Genomic DNA, 18,454 nt, shown 5'->3' with positions numbered 1-18,454 from the left:
AAATAAAAAAGAATGAAAAGATTACTATTGTTTGCTATGGTGTGTGTAGGCATATCATTTGTTTCTGCCCAAAAGAAATTTGATAAAGTTTCAAAAGTGACTTCATCAGAGATCAGATGGTGGGGATATAAGGTTGTAAAAACTGAAGCCTCTTCCCATTCAGGAACAGTGAAACTGAAAAGCGGGAAATTTAACTTTGACCATACTGTTTTGGTAGACGGAGAATTTGTAATAGATATGAGAAGTATGATGGCCGGAGATGTTTCCGATGAGGACCAGATCAAGCTTACAGATGACCTTAAAAGTTCAAACTTCTTTGAAGTGAAAAAATTTCCGGTAGCTAAATTCCATTTGACTAAGATTATTCCATTAGCCAACAGCGAATACAATTCTACAGTGTATGGAGATGTTACCATTAAAGGAGTGAGAAAAACCATCACTTTTCCTGCAAATGTATATGTTACCCAGTTTACCGTAGTCATTGAGTCTGCTAAGTTTTCATTAAACAGAAGAGACTTTAAGGTATTCTACCAGTCTTCACTGAAAGACTATTTCATCAAGAATGAAATGGATATCCAGTTCAGAGTTTCTACAGAACAGTTGGATAACGAAAACAGAATTCCGGTAAAGAAAAAGAAATAAGATTAAATATAATATTGATAAAAAAGAGCAGTTCAGTTGATGGATTGCTCTTTTTTTATGGAATATATTGTACAGTTAGTGTTGAGAACATTCTGTCAAATCTGCTGATTGGATATGTGTTGGAGAAGAGGATATTTTGCTCTCTAATTTTAATATTCATAAATATATTAGATCTCTAAAAACTATGGTATACTTCTTACGCAATGAGCTCATTATAAAAAATGAAGTCTTATTTTAAAACTTTTTTGAAATTGTAACACAAAATTTGTCATTCCTTAGGAATCCAAGCCTGGAAAAATAAATCTGTGCTTAGATTCCTAAGGAATGACAAAGACAGCACTAGTCAAAAAATTCTGTACTCTCCCTTATAGAAAACACATCCTACAATGCAACAGCAAAAGGAAGCTGAAAATATTCAAATACCTCTGGAACAATTTTATCGCAGATAAAATCCTTGCGCCTTAAAACGCTTAGTTATTCAATCTTCTTGCGTCTTTGCGTTTATTCCAACCTACACTTCTAATCTACTCTTTTTTAATAACACTGTTTTAGATTCCTACGGAGTGACAAACTGTATAGATCGTTTTAACTTCCTTCTTCAATTGTAATACTTGTAAAATAGAAGATTAAAAAAATATGTTTCCTTTTTACATAAAGCCTAACTCTTATAACAGCTTGAATGTTTAAAGCTTTTGTAGTTTAAATTCAACAGCAATATCTTTAGCTTTTTCCTTGTTAATCTGTCATTTATTTTCCTGTTTTTTTATAAATTAGTCCTATGAAAATTTATGTTGTAAGCGGTCTTGGAGCAGACTTTAAGGTACTTGAAAGATTGGAGTTCCCTCCAAACTATGAACCGGTCTTTATAGATTGGCTTATTCCTGAAAGTAATGAACCTTTTGATGACTATGTAAAAAGAATGGCTGAGAAGGTGGATGATTCGGAACCGTTCTGTTTGTTAGGTTATTCTTTTGGAGGAATTATTGTACAGGAGATTAATCAGCTGAAGCCGGCTGAAAAAGTAGTGATCCTGGGAAGTATAAAATCAGATAAAGAGAAATCCAAGTTCATAAAGACCGGTGAGGTAACCAAGATCCCAAGAATCCTTCCCGTAGGGTTGTTTAATAATAGAGCAGCTCAGGTGTATTCTGTGGTAAGAAAGCTTTTTGATCCCAGAAATCCTAAAATCCTGGAATATTTCAAAGTGCGGGATCCTTATTATTTAAAATGGTCTGTAGAAAAAGTTTCCGAATGGAAGTTTGAAGAAAATCCTAATGTTATTCAGATATTAGGAGATAAAGATATTGTTTTCCCAATACGGTATTCAAAACCGGATTATGTGATTAAAGGCGGTTCACATCTTTTTCCGGTTACCAAACATAAAGAAGTTTCGAAAATACTAGCTAAGGTGTTTTCTGAAAAAATGATCAATGTTATTTCATAAATACTTTTTTTATGGGGGTATTGTAATTTAAAATATGTTTTTATGGAATTTATATTTAAATTTGATGGGGTTAAATATAAATTTTATGAAAATAGGATTAAAATGGATTGTTTCATTTTCGGTAATTGCTATTGTTGCATTCGGAGGATTGTTTTGGAATCCTGCTGCCGATGTTTCAGATACTGGGGCATTTCTGAGTGAAGATAAAATTGTAGGGGCAGATGTTGCCTGGATTCTCGCTGCTGCCGGGCTGGTACTGCTGATGACTCCCGGCCTTTCTTTTTTTTATGGTGGAATGGTGGGAAAGAAAAACGTGATCTCCACGATGCTGCAGAGTTTTATTGCGTTGGGGGTTATTTCTATTTTATGGGTGGTGGTAGGATTTTCTTTGTCTTTTGGTGAATCTTTAGGATTTAGTATGAATGGAAAGCATTACGGGATTATTGGAAATCCTTTAAGCTATATGTTTTTTAACGGAGTGGGAGCCTTACCACACAAAATGATGGCTTCTACCATTCCTTTTGTGCTTTTTGCACTGTTTCAGATGAAGTTCGCTGTTATTACTCCTGCTATCATTACAGGATCTTTTGCTGAAAGGGTTCGTTTTATTTCTTACCTTTTATTTATAGTCCTTTTCTGTATTTTTATCTATACGCCACTCTGTCACATGGTATGGCATCCTGACGGGCTTCTGAACAAATATTTTGGAGTGAAAGACTTTGCCGGAGGTACGGTAGTACATATGAGCGCCGGATTTGCTGCCCTTGCAGGAGCTTTAGTATTAGGGCGGAGAAAAAATCCGCACCATGAGCCGTCCAATATTCCCTATGTTCTTTTGGGAACAGGCATGTTGTGGTTTGGGTGGTTCGGATTTAATGCAGGATCGGCATTGAGTGCTTCTGCCTCTGCAGCTACAGCCTTTGGAACAACTACCATTGCATCTGCCTCTGCCATGATGACCTGGATATTTTTTGATAGAATCAATGGGCGAAGTATTTCCGCATTGGGAGCTTGTATTGGAGCAGTAGTAGGATTGGTGGCAATTACTCCCGGATGTGGTTTTGTCAGTATTCAGGAAAGTCTTTTTATAGGATTTATTTCAGCCATCGTTTCTAATGTGATGGTCAACTGGAAAGCTTTGAAAAAGGTAGATGATACATTGGATGTTTTTGCCTGCCATGGGGTAGGAGGAATTATGGGAATGGTTTTAACAGCTGTTTTCGCTCATGGTGAAAACGCAAGTCTTCTTCATGGTGGAGTAAGTGTATTTCTTCATCATATGGCGGCTTTGGTTTTGGTTTCTGCATTTACATTTTTCGGATCATTGCTTTTATATAAAATTACAGATGCCATGATTACATTAAGGGTTTCTGAAGAGTCTGAAAATATGGGGCTTGATCTTTCCCAGCATGATGAAAGTCTCAATTAGTCACAGAAAAAATAAGGGTATAACACGGTTGCTTCCGGAATACCCTGATTTAAATGGAATTTCAAAATACTTTTTTGAGATTTTATGCAATGGAGGCAATAGCCTTAAAGATCATTTTTTTTGATTCCTCAAATATTTCACCACCAAATTCTTCATTATCTAACGAGAAAACGGTGACATCTTTTATGCCCATTATTCCTAAGATATGTTTTAAATAGGTGGTCTGGAAATTTATATGGCCATTCTTTTCATTTTCTCCATAGCCCGTGTCTCCCCTGCTTGAGAGTATAAATACTTTCTTATTTTCCAGCAGCCCTACATAGTCGCCGTCTGGAGAACCTGACCTGAATTTCCAGGTTTCATTGATTCGCATGACCTGATCTATATAGGCTTTTAAACCGGATGGAATAGACCAGTTGTACATGGGAGTGCCAATCACATAGATATCATTTTCTTTGAGCTCTTTTATAAGCTCATCACTCAGTTGTAATTCTTTTTGGCTTTCCTCTGTTCTGTCTGAAGGCTTTTTAAAAGCTCCTGCAATCCAGGATTCATTAATATTGGGGATATGGCCAATTCCGGTTTCTCTGTAAGTAAATACAGCATGGGGGTGTTTGGTTTTCCAGTTCTCAACAAATAGGTCGGTTAATCTTCGGCTGTAAGATCTTTTGTCTCTTACACTGGCATTAATAATCAATACTTTCATAATGGTAAATTGTATACCTCAAAATTCTTGATTATTAAGTCCGGAAAAATTGATCTAGTTCAAGAGGATTTATTTTTTTTTCTAATTCTGCTGATAAACTCTGCTGAGACTCCTAAATAAGAAGCTATTAAATACTGTGGAACTTTGGCCGCTATATCAGGATAGGACTCCAGGAAGTAAAGATATTTCTGTTCAGCCTTATACATATTATTAAATACAATTCTTTTTTCCAGGGTTCCAAGATATCCTTCTAAAATAATTCTAAAATATCTTTCCAGCGAAGGGATCTGCTCTAACAGTTTTTGAAAAGAGCTATGGCTGATCTGTAGCAGCTTTGTTTTCTCTATCGCCTGTATATTATAAATAGAGGCTTTTTGTCTGGAAAAGCTATAGATATCTGTTGCCCACCAATTATCAATTGCTAAAAAAAGAATTTCTTCATTGCCATTTTCAGGATTAATACAGAAGGCTTTTAAAGTACCGGATACAACATAATTGTCATAGCGGCATGTATCTCCATTTCTTAAAAGAAATTCACCTTTTTCCAATGTTTTTTCTGTCCAGAAGTTTTTGAAAACCGAAATTTCCTCCGGACTCAATTTGATATGCTGTGAAATATTTTTAATTAGTGTTTCCATTTAGAATGATGAAAATATACAGGGTGAATTTAATAAGGTTACAGAAAGAATTATTGTTCATTGCTAATTTAAAAAATATAATTGTGAAATCTTATTTCTAATGGGTATGAATAGTTATTAATACCGGTTCTGCTATGCTGTTTATTAGATTTATCATGTATCTTTGTATAAGCAAAATGAAGAGCCATTTATGGAATCAATATCGGTTTTTGAGATTATTAAAGTAGGAATAGGTCCATCCAGTTCACATACGATGGGCCCTTGGAATGCAGCGGCTGCATTTATCAGAATTATAAAAAGGGAAAGATCCATTGCAGAGGTAAAAGAAGTTTTTCTTGAATTCTTTGGCTCTTTGGCCAAAACCGGAATTGGACACGGAACGGATATCGCCGGAATGCTTGGATTGAACGGTGAAGATTTTAAGACCATCAATACTTCAAAAATTGATGAAAAGATAGAAAGAATAAAGAAAAACCAGACTATTAATCTTGGTGGTGAAAAAGAAATTCCCTTTGTTTACGGGTATCATTTGGTTTTAAATATGCAGAAATCACTTGATTTTCACCCGAATGGAATGATCTTTAGGGCTGTTTTTGAAGATGGAACCGAGCTTGTTCAGGATTTCTATTCTGTAGGCGGAGGTTTTATTGCCAGCCAGGAAAAAAACTCGATAGAAAAACAATGCGTACGTACATTGTATCCATGTCATAAAGCTGCAGATATTGCAAAATACTGCCAGAAGCTGGGGTTCAACAAAATTTCAGATTTAATTTTAATCAATGAAGAAAGCTGGAGGTCACAGGAAGAAACAAGACAGGAAGCTTTATATATCTGGAGCCAGATTAAAGAATGTATCTACAAAGGAGTGAATAAAGAAGGAATTCTTCCCGGTGGGTTGAATGTTTCCCGAAGAGCAGCGGGAATCAATAGAAAACTACTAGGTGACGAAATTTATAAAAATAAAGATGAATGGTTTCAGCAGGTTGTTGATGCCGAAGAAAATTTCACCAATATCAATAAATGGATTGCTTGTTTTGCACTGGCGGTAAATGAAGAAAATGCGAGCTTTGGAAGAATCATTACAGCACCTACCAACGGAGCGAGTGGAGTGATTCCCGCAGTGTTAATGTATGCACAGGCGTTTACACCATTTACAAGCGAGGATGATATTGTAAGATTCCTGCTTGTAACCGGAGAAATAGGAACATTATTCAAGAAAAATGCAACCATTTCTGCAGCAATGGGAGGATGTCAGGCCGAAATTGGGGTATCATCAGCGATGGCTGCTGCGGGGCTTACGGAAATTCTTGGAGGAAGTGTAGGGCAGGTATTAATGGCTGCTGAAATAGCGATGGAACACCACCTTGGATTAACCTGTGATCCTATTAAAGGACTTGTACAGATTCCATGTATTGAAAGAAATACAATGGGGGCTATGAAAGCTATTACTGCGGCAAATATCGCATTGGAAAGTGATCCGACAAAGGCAAAAGTAACCCTGGATGAGGTCATCCAGACCATGTGGGAGACTGCCCAGTCTATGAGTGACCGTTTTAAGGAAACCTCAGAAGGTGGGTTGGCAATTGCAGTGAATGTTCCTGAATGCTAATACAGAATACAAATTAAAAATATGAAAAATCCTTAGACATAACATCTAAGGATTTTTTTATGCAGTAGTGGAACTTAATAGGGGTCAAACACTATTTTTTATTGAACATATATGTTTTTCCACCCTGAAGTTGTTGTTTTCAATTGAAAATTCCTAATTGTTTGTAAGAAGGTTAAAAACTATCCATGTAATTTATCATTGCGAATCCACCTCAATTTTTATGATGTCCGTTTAGGTGACTATGGAATGATATTAAGACCAATACTTATTTTTAGTTACAAGCTTTACGTATAAGAAGTACGATTAAGTCTATGAAAATTTATGATTTTCATGGATGTCCCGATGAATATTACAATGGGAACGTGATATTCCCCTCCTCCGGAGGGGTGGCGAAAATTCAAAGAATTTTTGACGGGGTGGTTAAACCAGATGTACAACATTACTTTAAAGTGCTATTCAGCATCCTGTTTGTCATTCCGCAGGAATCCAATCTCAATTTTTATAATCCCAGTTGGAATATTCCTATGGAATGGCAAGATTGTAACTATTATTTTAAAATAACACTAAGTTTTAGGAAAAAAGCTGGGTTAAGTATTATTATCTTAATATACCTCTGATTCTGTTGGCATTGGTAATCAGTTCTTCAAGGTATTCATAATTTTCTTTTTCCAATGCGGATTTGAATTTTCTGAGCTGGGTAATATGTTCGTTCAATACATCCAGTACATTTTCTTTGTTCTGTCTGAAGATGGGAACCCACATTTCCGGATGCGATTTAGCCAGACGTACCGTGCTTGAGAAACCCGAACTGGCCAGTTGGAAGATAGTCTCTTCTTCGCGCTCTTTTTCCAATACGGTATTGGCAAGGGCGTAAGAGGTAATATGGGAGATATGGGAAATATAGGCAGTATGAATATCATGATCTTCTGCATCCATGTAGATCATGTGCATATCAAGTGCATCGACTACTTTTTCTACCAGGGTTAAAGCATCTTCTGCAGATTCTTCTTTATTGCAGATAACCCCCGCTTTTCCTGAGAAACTTTCGGCAATAGCAGATTTAGGACCGCTATTTTCAGTACCCCACATCGGGTGGAAAGCCACAAATCTTGAGCGTTTTGGATGATTTTTTACGGCATTGACAATTCCTGCTTTTGTAGAACCGGCATCCATTACGGTTTGATGATCTGATATAAGATTCAGAACCTCCGGCAATAATTTTCGGGCTGAATCCACAGGAATAGCAAGGATAATCAGCTCTGCGTTTTTAACGCCCTGCTCCAGATCAGCTCCTGCATCAATGATGTTCAGTTCTAATGCTTCATCAATATGCTGTTTATTGTTATCAATTCCGTAGATAAAGCTGGCGATGCCTTTTTCCTTTAATTTTAATGCTATCGATCCTCCGATTAATCCAGCTCCTATAATACTTATTTTCATCTTTTAAATTGGTTTTAAATAAAAAAACCCCGTCCAGGACGAGGTTTTAAATTATGTTCATAAGAATCCCTATCCCAGATCTGAGTTAAAAATTCTATAATAATATGTTCCGTTGTTAAAATTCACAAAGCGAAGGTATAAAATTTTTTTAAACTTATGAAATTTCTGATTGAAATTATATAGAGATAATGTGTTATTTGCTGTTAGTGAGTATATAGATGATTGTTCCTCTACCATTCCATGCTGTGCTGTGAGATGTTTTTCTGAGTGATTTGTTGTAGTTCAGATTCCAGCTGGCAATAGGCTGTGAGGTCTTCATCACCGGAAAGATTTACATGGGCTGTACTAATCCAGAATTATTTGAGAATTCAGGGGTATCGGTTTCTGCTGTTTTTAAATCGGGTTCTATGGCGGATTTTAGTGCCATCAGTTGTTTGAATTTTGGATAAGGGCAAGACGCTCTTCAACTTCTTTGATTTTATTGATCCAATAATTTATTCCTTCCTGATTAGTCACTGTTTTCTTAAAAGCATCCCGGTTCACCGTCCATAGCTGAGACCCGTTTTTCTGGTATTCCAGTTCACGTTCTCTTTTGGTTTCCGGTTCTATGCGGTATCTCCAATACACCAGCGAGTGCATATATTCTGCGCGGATTTTTTCAAGATAAGTGATAATAGCCTTTCGATCCTGAGGAATATATCCCGGACCGGAACATCCGCAGGAATGAAAAGTGATGCCTACTGTATACAGATCCCGGATATGCGCCCATCTTTTATGATCATTTTTTGAGGGTGATTCAAAATCCAACCCCATATTGGCCATCAGTTTTCCGCACTCAGGACATTTGGCTTCTACTGAAACCTGAGAATCCCTATCCACATCGTGTAAAATGCGGCGTTTGAATGTTTTCTGACAGTTAAAACAGGCATAATGACCTTTGTAAACCGTCATGGCATATCGGCACATTGCGTATCGTATTTAAATGGTTGATATTTGTTAAATATTGTTACTTTCGGATATAAAAATATGTATTTTTCCTTTTATTTAAGAAAAAAATATCAAATTTTTGATTTTATTGTGTATTTATTCAATCAATAAGATGCCGGACCAGTCTTTTTTATCCAAAAGAGACAGCCCTATCCCCGCTAACCCTTCCAGTAATCCCGGGTTATAGACATATTCATCCGCCGCTTTATATAAAAAGCAGCATTCCTTATTTTCAGGAGTATAATAAGAATGAGTGATCCCATGCCAATATTCTCCGGCCTGTCTGAACGCCGGGTTTTGAGTGCGGTTATAAAATGAATCGTATATCGAAGAAATTCCTGCACTCCCATGACAAAGTGAAGCATCGGTTACTTTACTGGAATCATCATGTTTTCTGACAGTGGTTTTTAACAGTATTTGTAATGCCTGATCCTGTAAAGATTTATCCTGAATGAGCTCGCCAATTTTATAGAGAACACAGGATATCCCCAGGTCACCGTAGCACCAGGCCAGTCGGGAAGCATATTTTGACTTTTCTTTATTGGTTTCGATTACTGAAGGGAATACGGATACTGTATCTTCCATCGAAGCATAGGCCATAAATTCTGATACGGTTTGTCTGATAAAAGAAATATCAGAATCCGAATCTGCGATATAGGCCAGTACTAGAAGATTGGGAAGAAAGCCATGAGAAACTCCAAAATTGGAAATGTTTTCTGCCTTATCTTTTGGGTTTTGCCAGAATAAATCTGTCTTCGTTTTAATGATGGTTTTTTTTAATGTGTGCAGTAAGCCAGGATCCAGTTTTCGGATATCCATCTGTTTGTTCATGAAAGGCATCACCATACCGATTCCACCATAAAAGAAATCAAAATTATGATTCTGAAACTGAGCAATAGCTTCTTCTACCATTATCTCTCCAATATCTTCAATGTCCAGAAAATCAAGAGAACACCATTGAGATTCCTGTAAATAGGAGGCAGAAGATAAAATACCGGATAACCCTGCCGCATAGGAAAGATCAATTCTTTCATTTTCTATATGATCGAAGATTAAATCTCTATACCGGTCAATTTTTTTTTCTACTGTTTTATTATAAAGCTCAGGATAAGCATTAAAATAATGGTGAATAAATAATAACTCTGAGCAGGCTCCATTCATTAATCCAACGTGGCTATGCTCGTAGTCTAAGATGTTTTTACAGAGGTGTTGAAGTATTGGCATTTGTTTGTAAGCTGAAGAATTGTTTTTTTAAAATTTTTTCAAGGAAGCAGTACATTAAATATTCGTGAAGCCTGTTATCACTTCGTACCACCCTGATAATATGCATATGGATAATATTGGCCAGGTTCTTATAGGAGTTTTGATCAAGTAAAGCGGGTAAATCTCCCTGGATATCCTTGGAAAATTGAGTGTGAATCGCTGATAGTATACCATTTTTTTCAGATATAATATTCTCAATTTCTCCGGAGAAACCTTTAAATTTTGCATTGATAAAAGAGGTTTTCAAGGGTGACATATTAAACTCCTTAGCCAGGCTGCTTTTTACTCCACTTACAAAGTTTAATTGGGCTTCCGTATTGAGATTGAATAATTTAAAATAGAAAAGCATGTGTTTGATAGGGTACATCCAGAGAATATCAGTATTGTTTTCTTCAATATTTTTCTCAATGATTGCCGCGGAAACAAGAGAATCATAATAAAATATCTTTTCAAATATTTTGGTGTTATTTCCTTTGTAGCGCTCTAATTCCCTGTCATAGGTGTCATAAGATATCTTTTGTATTTTCCCGGTAAGGTATTTCTTTATAAGCGCATTGATATGGGATTTTATCTCTTCATGATTGCTTTTGGGTGCAAAAATTCTTAGTCTTATATGAAACTCGGGATCATAAAATTTAATATAGAAAAACTTATCTATAAGTGTATTAGCCTGTAAAAAGTTTAAAATTCCTACCGTTTCGCATATGAAAAAGTCTGCAAATACTTTACCTGTATAAATTTTCAGATAAATGCAGTTATCAATATCCGGAAACAAGGACCTGGGAATATCAGAGGTTTTCACAGCGGGAATCGGGTGCTCTTCTTTCAGTTCCCGGCCTTCGTTTTTGAAAAACAGCAGAAACTCATTATTGATGGTATTTCCATCCTGATTATAGGTTACCGGAGTAAATTCGTCAATTAAGGACTCTATTATTTTTAATTTTTGTTTCTTTTTCAGTTCTGTTAAAAAGGTTTTCTTTGAAATTTCAAACTTCAAATGGATATACAGTTCATTGTCACCCTGTGAAATGAAGAAATTTTCCCTGATATTAAGCTTTGTAAGGTTTTCATCAAATGCTGTAAGGGCTTCTGTAACACTTGTATTTTTATTTGTGAAAAAGTCATGATATTCAATAAGCCATGAAGCTTTTTTGACAATGAAATTTCCTTTTTGCAATCTTGGAAAAAATTTAAAAATATCCAGCAGCCTGTCTTCATTGATCAGGAGACTGTGATTTTGCTGGGCCTGAAAATCCAGCAGAAACTCAAAAATCGGACTGTTAGTGGGATGCATGATATTGTAGGCATTGGAAAAAACCGGAATTACGTACTTATTTAATGCTTTAGAGCGTAACACAATCTGGTCATTTACAATAGAAATATACAGATCATTCAGATGAATTTTCTTTCTGTTACTGCTTTCATCAATGTATCCTATGTAATATTCAGTATTAATTTTTCTTTCAATGACATTTCCTATTTTTTCCGAAGGAAGATGTACAATTTCGGCAATGACGGTGTCTTTACCATAGATCTTTTTTTCCTGATCATGAATATCATCTAATAAATTACTTATCTCTTTATGATCTGAAAACCGCCCCAATATTTTTCGTGGAGAATGGAACGAGATATAATCAATAAAATAAACGGGATTATTAGTTTCTTTATCGAGAAAAATAGATGCTTTATAGGATTTAAATGGGAAAGACTGATTCACTTTTTCGGGAAGAAAAATTTCCTGGTTTTTACTTAATACATGGAGATCAATAGTATTTTTTTTATTTTTAATACAGTCAATAATCGCATGACAGTACTGAACTTCTTTCTTGTTGAGACTAAGATGATCCTCCTTGATGGATTCATTGGGCCAGCCTAAAATGAGAGTACTGCTGTCTATATTCTCTGAGTTGACAAATTTTCCATAGCCGACTCCGAACTCAATATCGAGTGCATGGAGTAAACTGACTTCCTGCTGGTCATATTTTTTGCTGAATTGTTTTTTGAAATGAGTGATCCTGTAAGGAGTCTGGTTTTCTAATATGCTGAATCTTTCGAAAATCGCATCACTTTTCTGAATGTCTTCAATGAACTTTTTGCTCATTGTATTTGAAGTTTCAAAATAAAGGTCTACATGAAGAGGTACCTTTCTCTGATCAGGAAGTGACAGGATTTCAGGGATATTATTTCCTTGATTAGACTTGTCTATATACTCTTTTAGCTCATTAAAGCCTGGTATATCTACATTTTTATATATTTTGTTGATCAGGTTTCCGGTTTCGGTTCCTGAGTAAGATAAAGATGAATTGATGATCTGTTCATTCTTTAGTTCATTGAAGAAATCCTCAGCTTCACTTTGAGTAACTTCGTTTTCTTCTTTAATATAATTGATAATTTCTTCAGAAGTTTTTTCTGATCTGCAGAACTCGATAACGGAACCAATGTATTCATTACTTTCTATGGTTACCAATCGGTAGTCTCTGCCAATGATTCCTGTGTAGCACTGCAAATACTTGTACTCATCAAAGATTTCATACAAGGTATTATTGGTAAGGTAGGATTCGTGTGTTTCCAGTGAGTGCACTGCTTTGTATACGTAGTCTGAATCCAGCCTGAGTCTGGGATAGGATGTATTCCAGTAAATCTTTTTATCAGCTGTTTCCGATGAGGCTTTAAGAGCACCCAGTCCTGAAAACAGCCCAAAAGGTGTAGGGCGTGTCGTATATCGAGAAAGATATTTGTATAATGATATTTCTAATTTTTCCTTTTGTTCAGGATTCTTTTTAGAAAACTCTTTTGTCACCTCATGGTAAAAGTTTAATGACGACAGTTTAATAGCATCCATAATAGCATCATTACAGGAAATATTTTCAATAACATCCGATGAAGAATAAAACTTGTCTAGATCATCAGGTGAAAGAACCGGAGTTCTCAATATGGTGTAATGAAATGGAGTATATTGCTTTGAAGACATATTATTTTACGTTGAAGATGACAAAAGAGATCAAATGTTAATTAGCAGTTACCGCAATCTGCTGTACAGTTTGCTTTTGAACAGTTTAACAGGTGAGTGTGCATAAAGTTAGACATACATCCGTCTGAACATCCTGCAGTAAACAATCCTAAATCGTCACCAGCACCAATGGCTTTACCACCCTTTACTTCAAATAAGCTGTTTTTGCTTAAATTCTGTACGTTCTTTTTTGAAATTGTTAGTTTTTTGTCTGATTTTTTCATGGTAATTTTATTTTAAAAAATGTTTTGCTAATTTGGTGACTCCATGCCAGGCATTGCCCAGTGCATGCAGCATCTGATCCGGCTCTAATACCAGATAAAACAGAACTACAGGTACTAGAGGAAGTAAACTTAAGAGAACAGCCAGAACTGGTGAAATAAGGTACATTCCGTAAGAATGGCTGAACCTGTTGCTTATATTGCCGGTAATGGCTTTAAAAACAATAAGCATTCTGTCTTTATAATGATAGAGAATTAGGATATCAAGGAATATATAATAGCTCAGTCTTGATGCAAACCCATTAACCATAGAGGGCTCCATAAAGGTGATATCCATGATTAAAATATTGAAGGCAATAGGTAAAAAAAGAAGAGCTCCTACAATTACTGTCTTATTATAGAGAAGCAGAGCTCCACATAACGTCTGGCAAATTCCGATGATGATCTTAAATGGATTGTGGTCGAATAAATACCACATTACTTTAAAAAGACTGAGATCTTTAATGGGTTTATTCAATTCCTCACCGGAAATACCAAATTGCCCGTCATCGAAAAATTTAGCATATCCGAAAGATAAGAACTGCCACGCAAGCAGCACTCTACAGATCAGAATAAAATAGTCCCAATGCTTACTCGCAAAAGTCTTTTTAATTGTAGTAGTCACTATGGTTATTAGAAGTTTTTTTAAATATATGCTAAAATTTTGAAACAGAAATGCATATTGTATGAAAAAAATAATGTTTTTTAATTGACTTGTAAAAATTAATAGAAATAAGATGGCTATTAAAGCCCTTGATACAGCGGTTTGTTTTGTAATAACTCTACTTTTAAATAATTACCTGTTTTATTTCACTAAGCAGGGTATCCTTAGCCTCTTTTTGCAGAGTTACCTGAAAAATTCACCCAAAAAAAGAGAAATCGGCAGTATTTATTGGACGAATAATGCCGATTATATGGCCTTATATATACTATTGAACTTATTGTTAACCTGGATGATCAATAAAATTGTAGTATTGCTGGAGAAAAATATCCGGCAGCCAGACTGTTTAAGGGTTTGAAATAATTAAGGTAGAAGGGATATCAGACAGCCATAAACTTTTGGTGTCAATCAGGCTCTTCCAGCTTTTACTGCTGATAAGCATGAGGTCCTGTGAGTTGAGGAATTCCTTCTCAATCTTCTTTTCATTATAGAGAGTGATATGGTTGGGAGCTACCTGCTCAATACTTCTGATAAGCTCTTTTACTTCAATATTATTTCGGATCTGTCCTGCAGCATCCAGGATAATAATCTGTGAATTGTTATTATTGATCAGCCTTTTAGCATATTCAAGCAGGTGAAAATCACCAAGGTTGAATATCGGTACAAATATCTTATCAGCTGCCGTGAATTCTTTATCAACCAGAACTCCGACAGGAATAGTAGCTTTGTCTAGCACCTGAAGGGTCAGATCATCAAAAGGAGATGTATTGAAAATATTGCCTTTTCCTTTTACGGTATTTAATAATTTTTCCGGATTGATGATTTTTGTTGTAAACCCTAATAATCTGCCTAATAAACTTCCTTCGTACATAGATTTTCCAAACATAATAAGAAGAAGGTCATAATTTCCTTTATTGGTTATGTTGGTCAGGTCACTTTCAACATCTGTAGAGGCTTTGAAGAGGGTAGTGACTTCAAGCTGAAGCTCCTGGGAAGTTTCAATGACATTTTTAAACTGTTCTTTTTCGAAGTTTTCGATATCAAAAGCATGAAGTTCGTCAACAGGAGCAATAGTCATGGCGGTAACGCTTTTGTTGCCATTCATTTTACGGGTGAAATTATCTGCAAGCCTCAATAGCTTACTTCCTGCTTTTGCCGTTTCGAAAGATAAAAGAACTCTGTATTTTGCATCATTCTGTTCCTGCTCATCATCTTCTACCATGGATTTTTTTCCTTTAAAAACATAATTGATGAAATCCAGGCACGGACCAGTCATAAAAGTGGTAAATAATGCCATGATCACCAATAAAGCAAACAATTCCGGACCTAAAACGCCCAAATCATAACCGATATTGAGGACAATAAGCTCCGTTAGCCCTCTGGTATTCATCAGCGCTCCTATTGTGAGACTGTCTTTCCAGCTCATTTTTAAAAATTTTGCCGTCAGTGCACTTCCCACGAATTTTCCTGTAACAGCGGTTAGTATGATGAGCCCGCCAATTTTCCAGAGATGAACGTCATTCAGCAAACCGATCTGGGTTCTTAACCCGGTAAATACAAAGAAAAGAGGAAGTAAAAGAACCAATGCCACATCTTCTACTTTTTCTATAAAAAGGTTTCTGAATTTTATATTTTCAGGCATAATAGCACCAGCCATAAATGCCCCAAACAATGCATGAATTCCGATAACCTCTGTTGCATAAGATGAGATGATTAATACCAGGAAAAATATAGCCACCAGCCCTTTACTGATAAACCCTTTTCCTTTCTGCGATTCGGCAATCTTGATGAGGAACGGCCTTACCGCCTTTATCATAATGAAAACGTACAGAATAGCCATTAAAATAACAAATACGGACCCTGAAAAAGACCCTGCTTTTACAATGGCGATCACTGCTGCTAAGATGCACCATGCTGTAATATCGTCTGCTGCGGCACAGGTGATGACAACGGTTCCTATTTTGGTTTTATGGAGATTCCGTTCCTGAACAATTCTGGCCAGTACAGGAAATGCTGTAATACTCATGGCAATAGCGATGAACAAAGCGAATGAGCTGAACTGAATGCCATCCGGTGCAAATTCTTTATAAATGAAATAAGAAAGACCAATTCCCAATGCAAAAGGGATAATAATACTGGCATGGCTGATCACTACGGCATCGTGTGCTTTTTTTCTGAGAACACTAAGGTCGAGCTCCATTCCTACAATATACATAAAGAGAATCAACCCGATCTGGCTTAAAAACTGTAAGTTGGGGAGCGACTCCTTTGGGAAAATAAACGCTGAAAGTTCCGGAAAATATAAACCGAAAAGAGAAGGTCCCAGGACAATACCGGCTATCATCTCTCCAATTACAGAGGGTTGTTTCAGTTTTATACAAACCCACCCAAAAAGTTTTGCCACCAGAATAATGGTCACAATCTGGGCAAGAAGAAGAGCTAAAGGATGGTGGAGGTTGGTGAGAAATGAATCTGTGAAGTTTTCCCACATGGTAGAACCTGTAGATTTAACGGGAGTAATATTTTCTCCAATCTCCAGTGTTTTTCCTTCTGCAAAAAACCAATACATAAGGCACGAAAAAAATGCAATTGTACTGATGTAAAAAATAATATTTTTATATTTCCCCAGATTCATGATTCCTAAATTTTGATGTAAAGTTGATAAGAATATACCTATATTGAAATACCCTTATTTTTAAAATGTAATGAATGTTCTAAAAAATGTAATAAAATCTACTTGAAAGAATATCCAATATCAATTAAAAGCCGGATATGAGAGCACCTGTATTTTTCATTACAACATCCATTAATCTGCAGCAAAAGTACATGGATTGCAGACTAAAAATAAGGCGCTGTAATAAAGGGCTGGTATTCTGTAATGAAACCGTAAAGATCTGGAAAGTTTATTTTCCAAAGAGTTCCATTAATGAGCTTTTATAGGCTTCACCAATCTGAAGTTTCAGAAAAGTATGATCTTCTGTAGAGATGGTACTGATAATTTCATTGGTTGAAAATACCTTGATAGAGGCCAGAGCGATAATTTCTTTTTTATTAACCTGTGCAAAATCTTTTGCAGGAAGCATTTCCAGCAGGTTTTTAAAGTTCAGGTTTTTCAAAACAATCGTGGTTCCGTCATTGAGGGTGATATCCTTATCCCGGCTGTCTATTTCCGATGTTTTGATATAAGCAATCTGTTCGGTAAAGATGACTGTTTTTCCAATGTTGGTATTCCATTCGATAAAGTTTTTTTTAAGAGGCGTTTCCACCAGTTCCTTAGCTTTTTCGAAGGCCTGGATCAGACGTTCTTTTTTGATAGGCTTTCTCACATAATCCACTACATTAAGATCAAAAGCTTCAGCAGCATATTCTTTATAGGCTGTTGTAAAAATAATTTTTTTTGACTCTGAGATGAGTTCTGCAACCTGAAGACCTGTCATTCCGGGCATTTCGATATCCAGAATACATAGATTACAGTCGATATGGTCAATTTCGTTCAGGAAAATTTTAGGGTCGTTGAATGCTTTTACCACCTCTACATTTTCAATTTGTTCACATAGAAGTTTCAGGTAGCTGATCGCTAGCAGCTCGTCATCCAGAATAACGCATTTTATCATAGAATTCTCCTAAATTGATTTTTAGTTCTGCTGTGAAGATACCATTTTTTGAACTTCTTTCCAGTTGGTAGTAGGTGCTGTAAATCATTTTAAGCCTTTGATCCAAAGACTGGCTTCCAAAACCGCTTTTTTCCTTGGTAAGGCTGTTTTTTAAAGACGCTTTATTGCTTACTTTCATCGTAAACATCCCGTTTTCAAGTTCCAGATAAATGGAAATAAAGGAATCCTGGGCCAGGAAATCGGTATGCTTGAAGGCATTTTCTATAAGGTCAACGGAAATAAGCGGGGCAAATACTTTTTCCTCATATACAGAATCGGTTTTATTGATCCTGGATTTAATCCTGAAGTCGAAAAGGGGATTTATTTTAATCTTGTTGATCTCAATAAGGCTTAAGGCAAAGTCGAGCTCTTCTTTTGGACTTACAAACTTATTATTGCTTTCGTATAAAATATAATCCAGAACATTGGCCAGTTTATCCAGAGACATATACGTCTGGTAAGCATGTGACTGAACGGAATTAAGAATGTTTTTAAAAAGATGGGGATTCAGCTTGGTACCAATATGTTCAAGACGAACTTCATTCAATCGCTGTTCAATGATTTTATTGCTTTCTGATAACTTGGTATTTCTCTGTTTCAGTTTTTGATGCTGGCTGAAGAGGTAAATACTGGTGGTTAAAAAAAAGAAAATGGCAAAAACTCCGATGAATATCAGATAATCATGAATCATGTAGTAATTGCCCTCCATAAA

At 36.0% G+C, this 18,454-nt stretch carries 16 protein-coding genes; 4 read left to right on the top strand and 12 right to left on the bottom strand.

What is annotated here, in order from left to right:
- Positions 1–12: 12 nt before the first annotated feature.
- The 3 genes from MP478_RS04925 to MP478_RS04915 all read left to right on the top strand — a co-directional run bounded on the left by MP478_RS04925 (position 13) and on the right by MP478_RS04915 (position 3,515).
- The gene (locus MP478_RS04925; RefSeq protein WP_230037709.1) at positions 13–642 is read left to right on the top strand and encodes a YceI family protein; all 630 of its coding nucleotides are present in this window, start codon (positions 13–15) and stop codon (positions 640–642) included.
- A gap of 778 nt (positions 643–1,420) precedes the next feature.
- On the top strand, positions 1,421–2,086 hold the full coding sequence (locus MP478_RS04920; protein WP_257190448.1) for an alpha/beta hydrolase: 666 nt from the start codon (positions 1,421–1,423) through the stop codon (positions 2,084–2,086).
- An 85-nt stretch (positions 2,087–2,171) separates the two neighbouring features.
- Positions 2,172–3,515: an ammonium transporter gene (locus MP478_RS04915; RefSeq protein ID WP_257199791.1), complete on the top strand. Its 1,344-nt coding sequence runs from the start codon at positions 2,172–2,174 to the stop codon at positions 3,513–3,515.
- 82 nt (positions 3,516–3,597) lie between these two features.
- Here MP478_RS04915 and MP478_RS04910 read toward each other — a convergent pair whose 3' ends face one another.
- The gene (locus MP478_RS04910; RefSeq protein ID WP_257199790.1) at positions 3,598–4,221 is read right to left on the bottom strand and encodes an FMN-dependent NADH-azoreductase; all 624 of its coding nucleotides are present in this window, start codon (positions 4,219–4,221) and stop codon (positions 3,598–3,600) included.
- Positions 4,222–4,280: 59 nt separating this feature from the next.
- The gene (locus MP478_RS04905) at positions 4,281–4,859 is read right to left on the bottom strand and encodes a Crp/Fnr family transcriptional regulator (protein WP_257199789.1); all 579 of its coding nucleotides are present in this window, start codon (positions 4,857–4,859) and stop codon (positions 4,281–4,283) included.
- A gap of 190 nt (positions 4,860–5,049) precedes the next feature.
- Here MP478_RS04905 and MP478_RS04900 point away from each other — a divergent pair, with 190 nt between their 5' ends.
- Positions 5,050–6,468 (top strand): L-serine ammonia-lyase, encoded by a 1,419-nt coding sequence (locus tag MP478_RS04900; protein ID WP_257199788.1) that lies wholly within the window; start codon positions 5,050–5,052, stop codon positions 6,466–6,468.
- A 597-nt stretch (positions 6,469–7,065) separates the two neighbouring features.
- On the opposite strand, the gene MP478_RS04895 is transcribed toward MP478_RS04900, so the two are convergent.
- From MP478_RS04895 to MP478_RS04850, 10 genes are all read right to left on the bottom strand, one after another.
- Positions 7,066–7,908, bottom strand: a complete 843-nt coding sequence (locus MP478_RS04895) for a prephenate dehydrogenase (RefSeq protein ID WP_257190453.1) — start codon at positions 7,906–7,908, stop codon at positions 7,066–7,068.
- 193 nt (positions 7,909–8,101) lie between these two features.
- Positions 8,102–8,227 carry a hypothetical protein gene (locus MP478_RS04890; protein WP_257190454.1) on the bottom strand — a complete coding sequence of 42 codons (126 nt, stop codon included), beginning with the start codon at positions 8,225–8,227 and terminating at the stop codon, positions 8,102–8,104.
- A gap of 107 nt (positions 8,228–8,334) precedes the next feature.
- Positions 8,335–8,874, bottom strand: a complete 540-nt coding sequence (locus MP478_RS04885) for a hypothetical protein (RefSeq protein WP_230037695.1) — start codon at positions 8,872–8,874, stop codon at positions 8,335–8,337.
- Between the two features lie 117 nt (positions 8,875–8,991).
- Positions 8,992–10,119 (bottom strand): lanthionine synthetase LanC family protein, encoded by a 1,128-nt coding sequence (locus tag MP478_RS04880; protein ID WP_257199787.1) that lies wholly within the window; start codon positions 10,117–10,119, stop codon positions 8,992–8,994.
- Complete coding sequence (locus tag MP478_RS04875; RefSeq protein ID WP_257199786.1) at positions 10,094–13,129, bottom strand: lantibiotic dehydratase; 3,036 nt, start codon at positions 13,127–13,129, stop codon at positions 10,094–10,096. Before MP478_RS04875 ends, MP478_RS04880 begins: the two co-directional genes overlap by 26 nt.
- A 41-nt stretch (positions 13,130–13,170) precedes the next feature.
- A complete protein-coding gene (locus MP478_RS04870; protein WP_230037689.1) occupies positions 13,171–13,392 on the bottom strand; it encodes a class I lanthipeptide in 222 nt (73 codons plus the stop codon).
- A 7-nt stretch (positions 13,393–13,399) separates the two neighbouring features.
- Positions 13,400–14,053 carry a hypothetical protein gene (locus tag MP478_RS04865; protein WP_257199785.1) on the bottom strand — a complete coding sequence of 218 codons (654 nt, stop codon included), beginning with the start codon at positions 14,051–14,053 and terminating at the stop codon, positions 13,400–13,402.
- Between the two features lie 382 nt (positions 14,054–14,435).
- Positions 14,436–16,724: a cation:proton antiporter gene (locus MP478_RS04860; protein ID WP_257199784.1), complete on the bottom strand. Its 2,289-nt coding sequence runs from the start codon at positions 16,722–16,724 to the stop codon at positions 14,436–14,438.
- Between the two features lie 268 nt (positions 16,725–16,992).
- On the bottom strand, positions 16,993–17,703 hold the full coding sequence (locus MP478_RS04855) for a LytTR family DNA-binding domain-containing protein (protein WP_257190458.1): 711 nt from the start codon (positions 17,701–17,703) through the stop codon (positions 16,993–16,995).
- A complete protein-coding gene (locus tag MP478_RS04850) occupies positions 17,678–18,451 on the bottom strand; it encodes a sensor histidine kinase (protein ID WP_230037681.1) in 774 nt (257 codons plus the stop codon). Before MP478_RS04850 ends, MP478_RS04855 begins: the two co-directional genes overlap by 26 nt.
- Positions 18,452–18,454 lie beyond the last annotated feature (3 nt).

The organism is Chryseobacterium sp. WG14, from assembly GCF_024586945.1.
In the GTDB taxonomy this organism is placed as follows: domain Bacteria; phylum Bacteroidota; class Bacteroidia; order Flavobacteriales; family Weeksellaceae; genus Chryseobacterium.
Note: the sequence above shows the minus strand (reverse complement) of the source record. Positions and strands in the feature narration are given on the sequence as shown.

Excerpts from the sequence above, each read along its gene's own strand:
- MP478_RS04925 (WP_230037709.1), top strand. The coding sequence starts at position 13 with ATGAAAAGATTACTATTGTTTGCTATGGTGTGTGTAGGCATATCATTT.
- MP478_RS04920 (WP_257190448.1), top strand. The coding sequence starts at position 1,421 with ATGAAAATTTATGTTGTAAGCGGTCTTGGAGCAGACTTTAAGGTACTT.
- MP478_RS04915 (WP_257199791.1), top strand. The coding sequence starts at position 2,172 with ATGAAAATAGGATTAAAATGGATTGTTTCATTTTCGGTAATTGCTATT.
- MP478_RS04910 (WP_257199790.1), bottom strand. The coding sequence starts at position 4,221 with ATGAAAGTATTGATTATTAATGCCAGTGTAAGAGACAAAAGATCTTAC.
- MP478_RS04905 (WP_257199789.1), bottom strand. The coding sequence starts at position 4,859 with ATGGAAACACTAATTAAAAATATTTCACAGCATATCAAATTGAGTCCG.
- MP478_RS04900 (WP_257199788.1), top strand. The coding sequence starts at position 5,050 with ATGGAATCAATATCGGTTTTTGAGATTATTAAAGTAGGAATAGGTCCA.
- MP478_RS04895 (WP_257190453.1), bottom strand. The coding sequence starts at position 7,908 with ATGAAAATAAGTATTATAGGAGCTGGATTAATCGGAGGATCGATAGCA.
- MP478_RS04890 (WP_257190454.1), bottom strand. The coding sequence starts at position 8,227 with ATGAAGACCTCACAGCCTATTGCCAGCTGGAATCTGAACTACAACAAA.
- MP478_RS04885 (WP_230037695.1), bottom strand. The coding sequence starts at position 8,874 with ATGTGCCGATATGCCATGACGGTTTACAAAGGTCATTATGCCTGTTTT.
- MP478_RS04880 (WP_257199787.1), bottom strand. The coding sequence starts at position 10,119 with ATGCCAATACTTCAACACCTCTGTAAAAACATCTTAGACTACGAGCAT.
- MP478_RS04875 (WP_257199786.1), bottom strand. The coding sequence starts at position 13,129 with ATGTCTTCAAAGCAATATACTCCATTTCATTACACCATATTGAGAACT.
- MP478_RS04870 (WP_230037689.1), bottom strand. The coding sequence starts at position 13,392 with ATGAAAAAATCAGACAAAAAACTAACAATTTCAAAAAAGAACGTACAG.
- MP478_RS04860 (WP_257199784.1), bottom strand. The coding sequence starts at position 16,724 with ATGAATCTGGGGAAATATAAAAATATTATTTTTTACATCAGTACAATT.
- MP478_RS04855 (WP_257190458.1), bottom strand. The coding sequence starts at position 17,703 with ATGATAAAATGCGTTATTCTGGATGACGAGCTGCTAGCGATCAGCTAC.
- MP478_RS04850 (WP_230037681.1), bottom strand. The coding sequence starts at position 18,451 with ATGGAGGGCAATTACTACATGATTCATGATTATCTGATATTCATCGGA.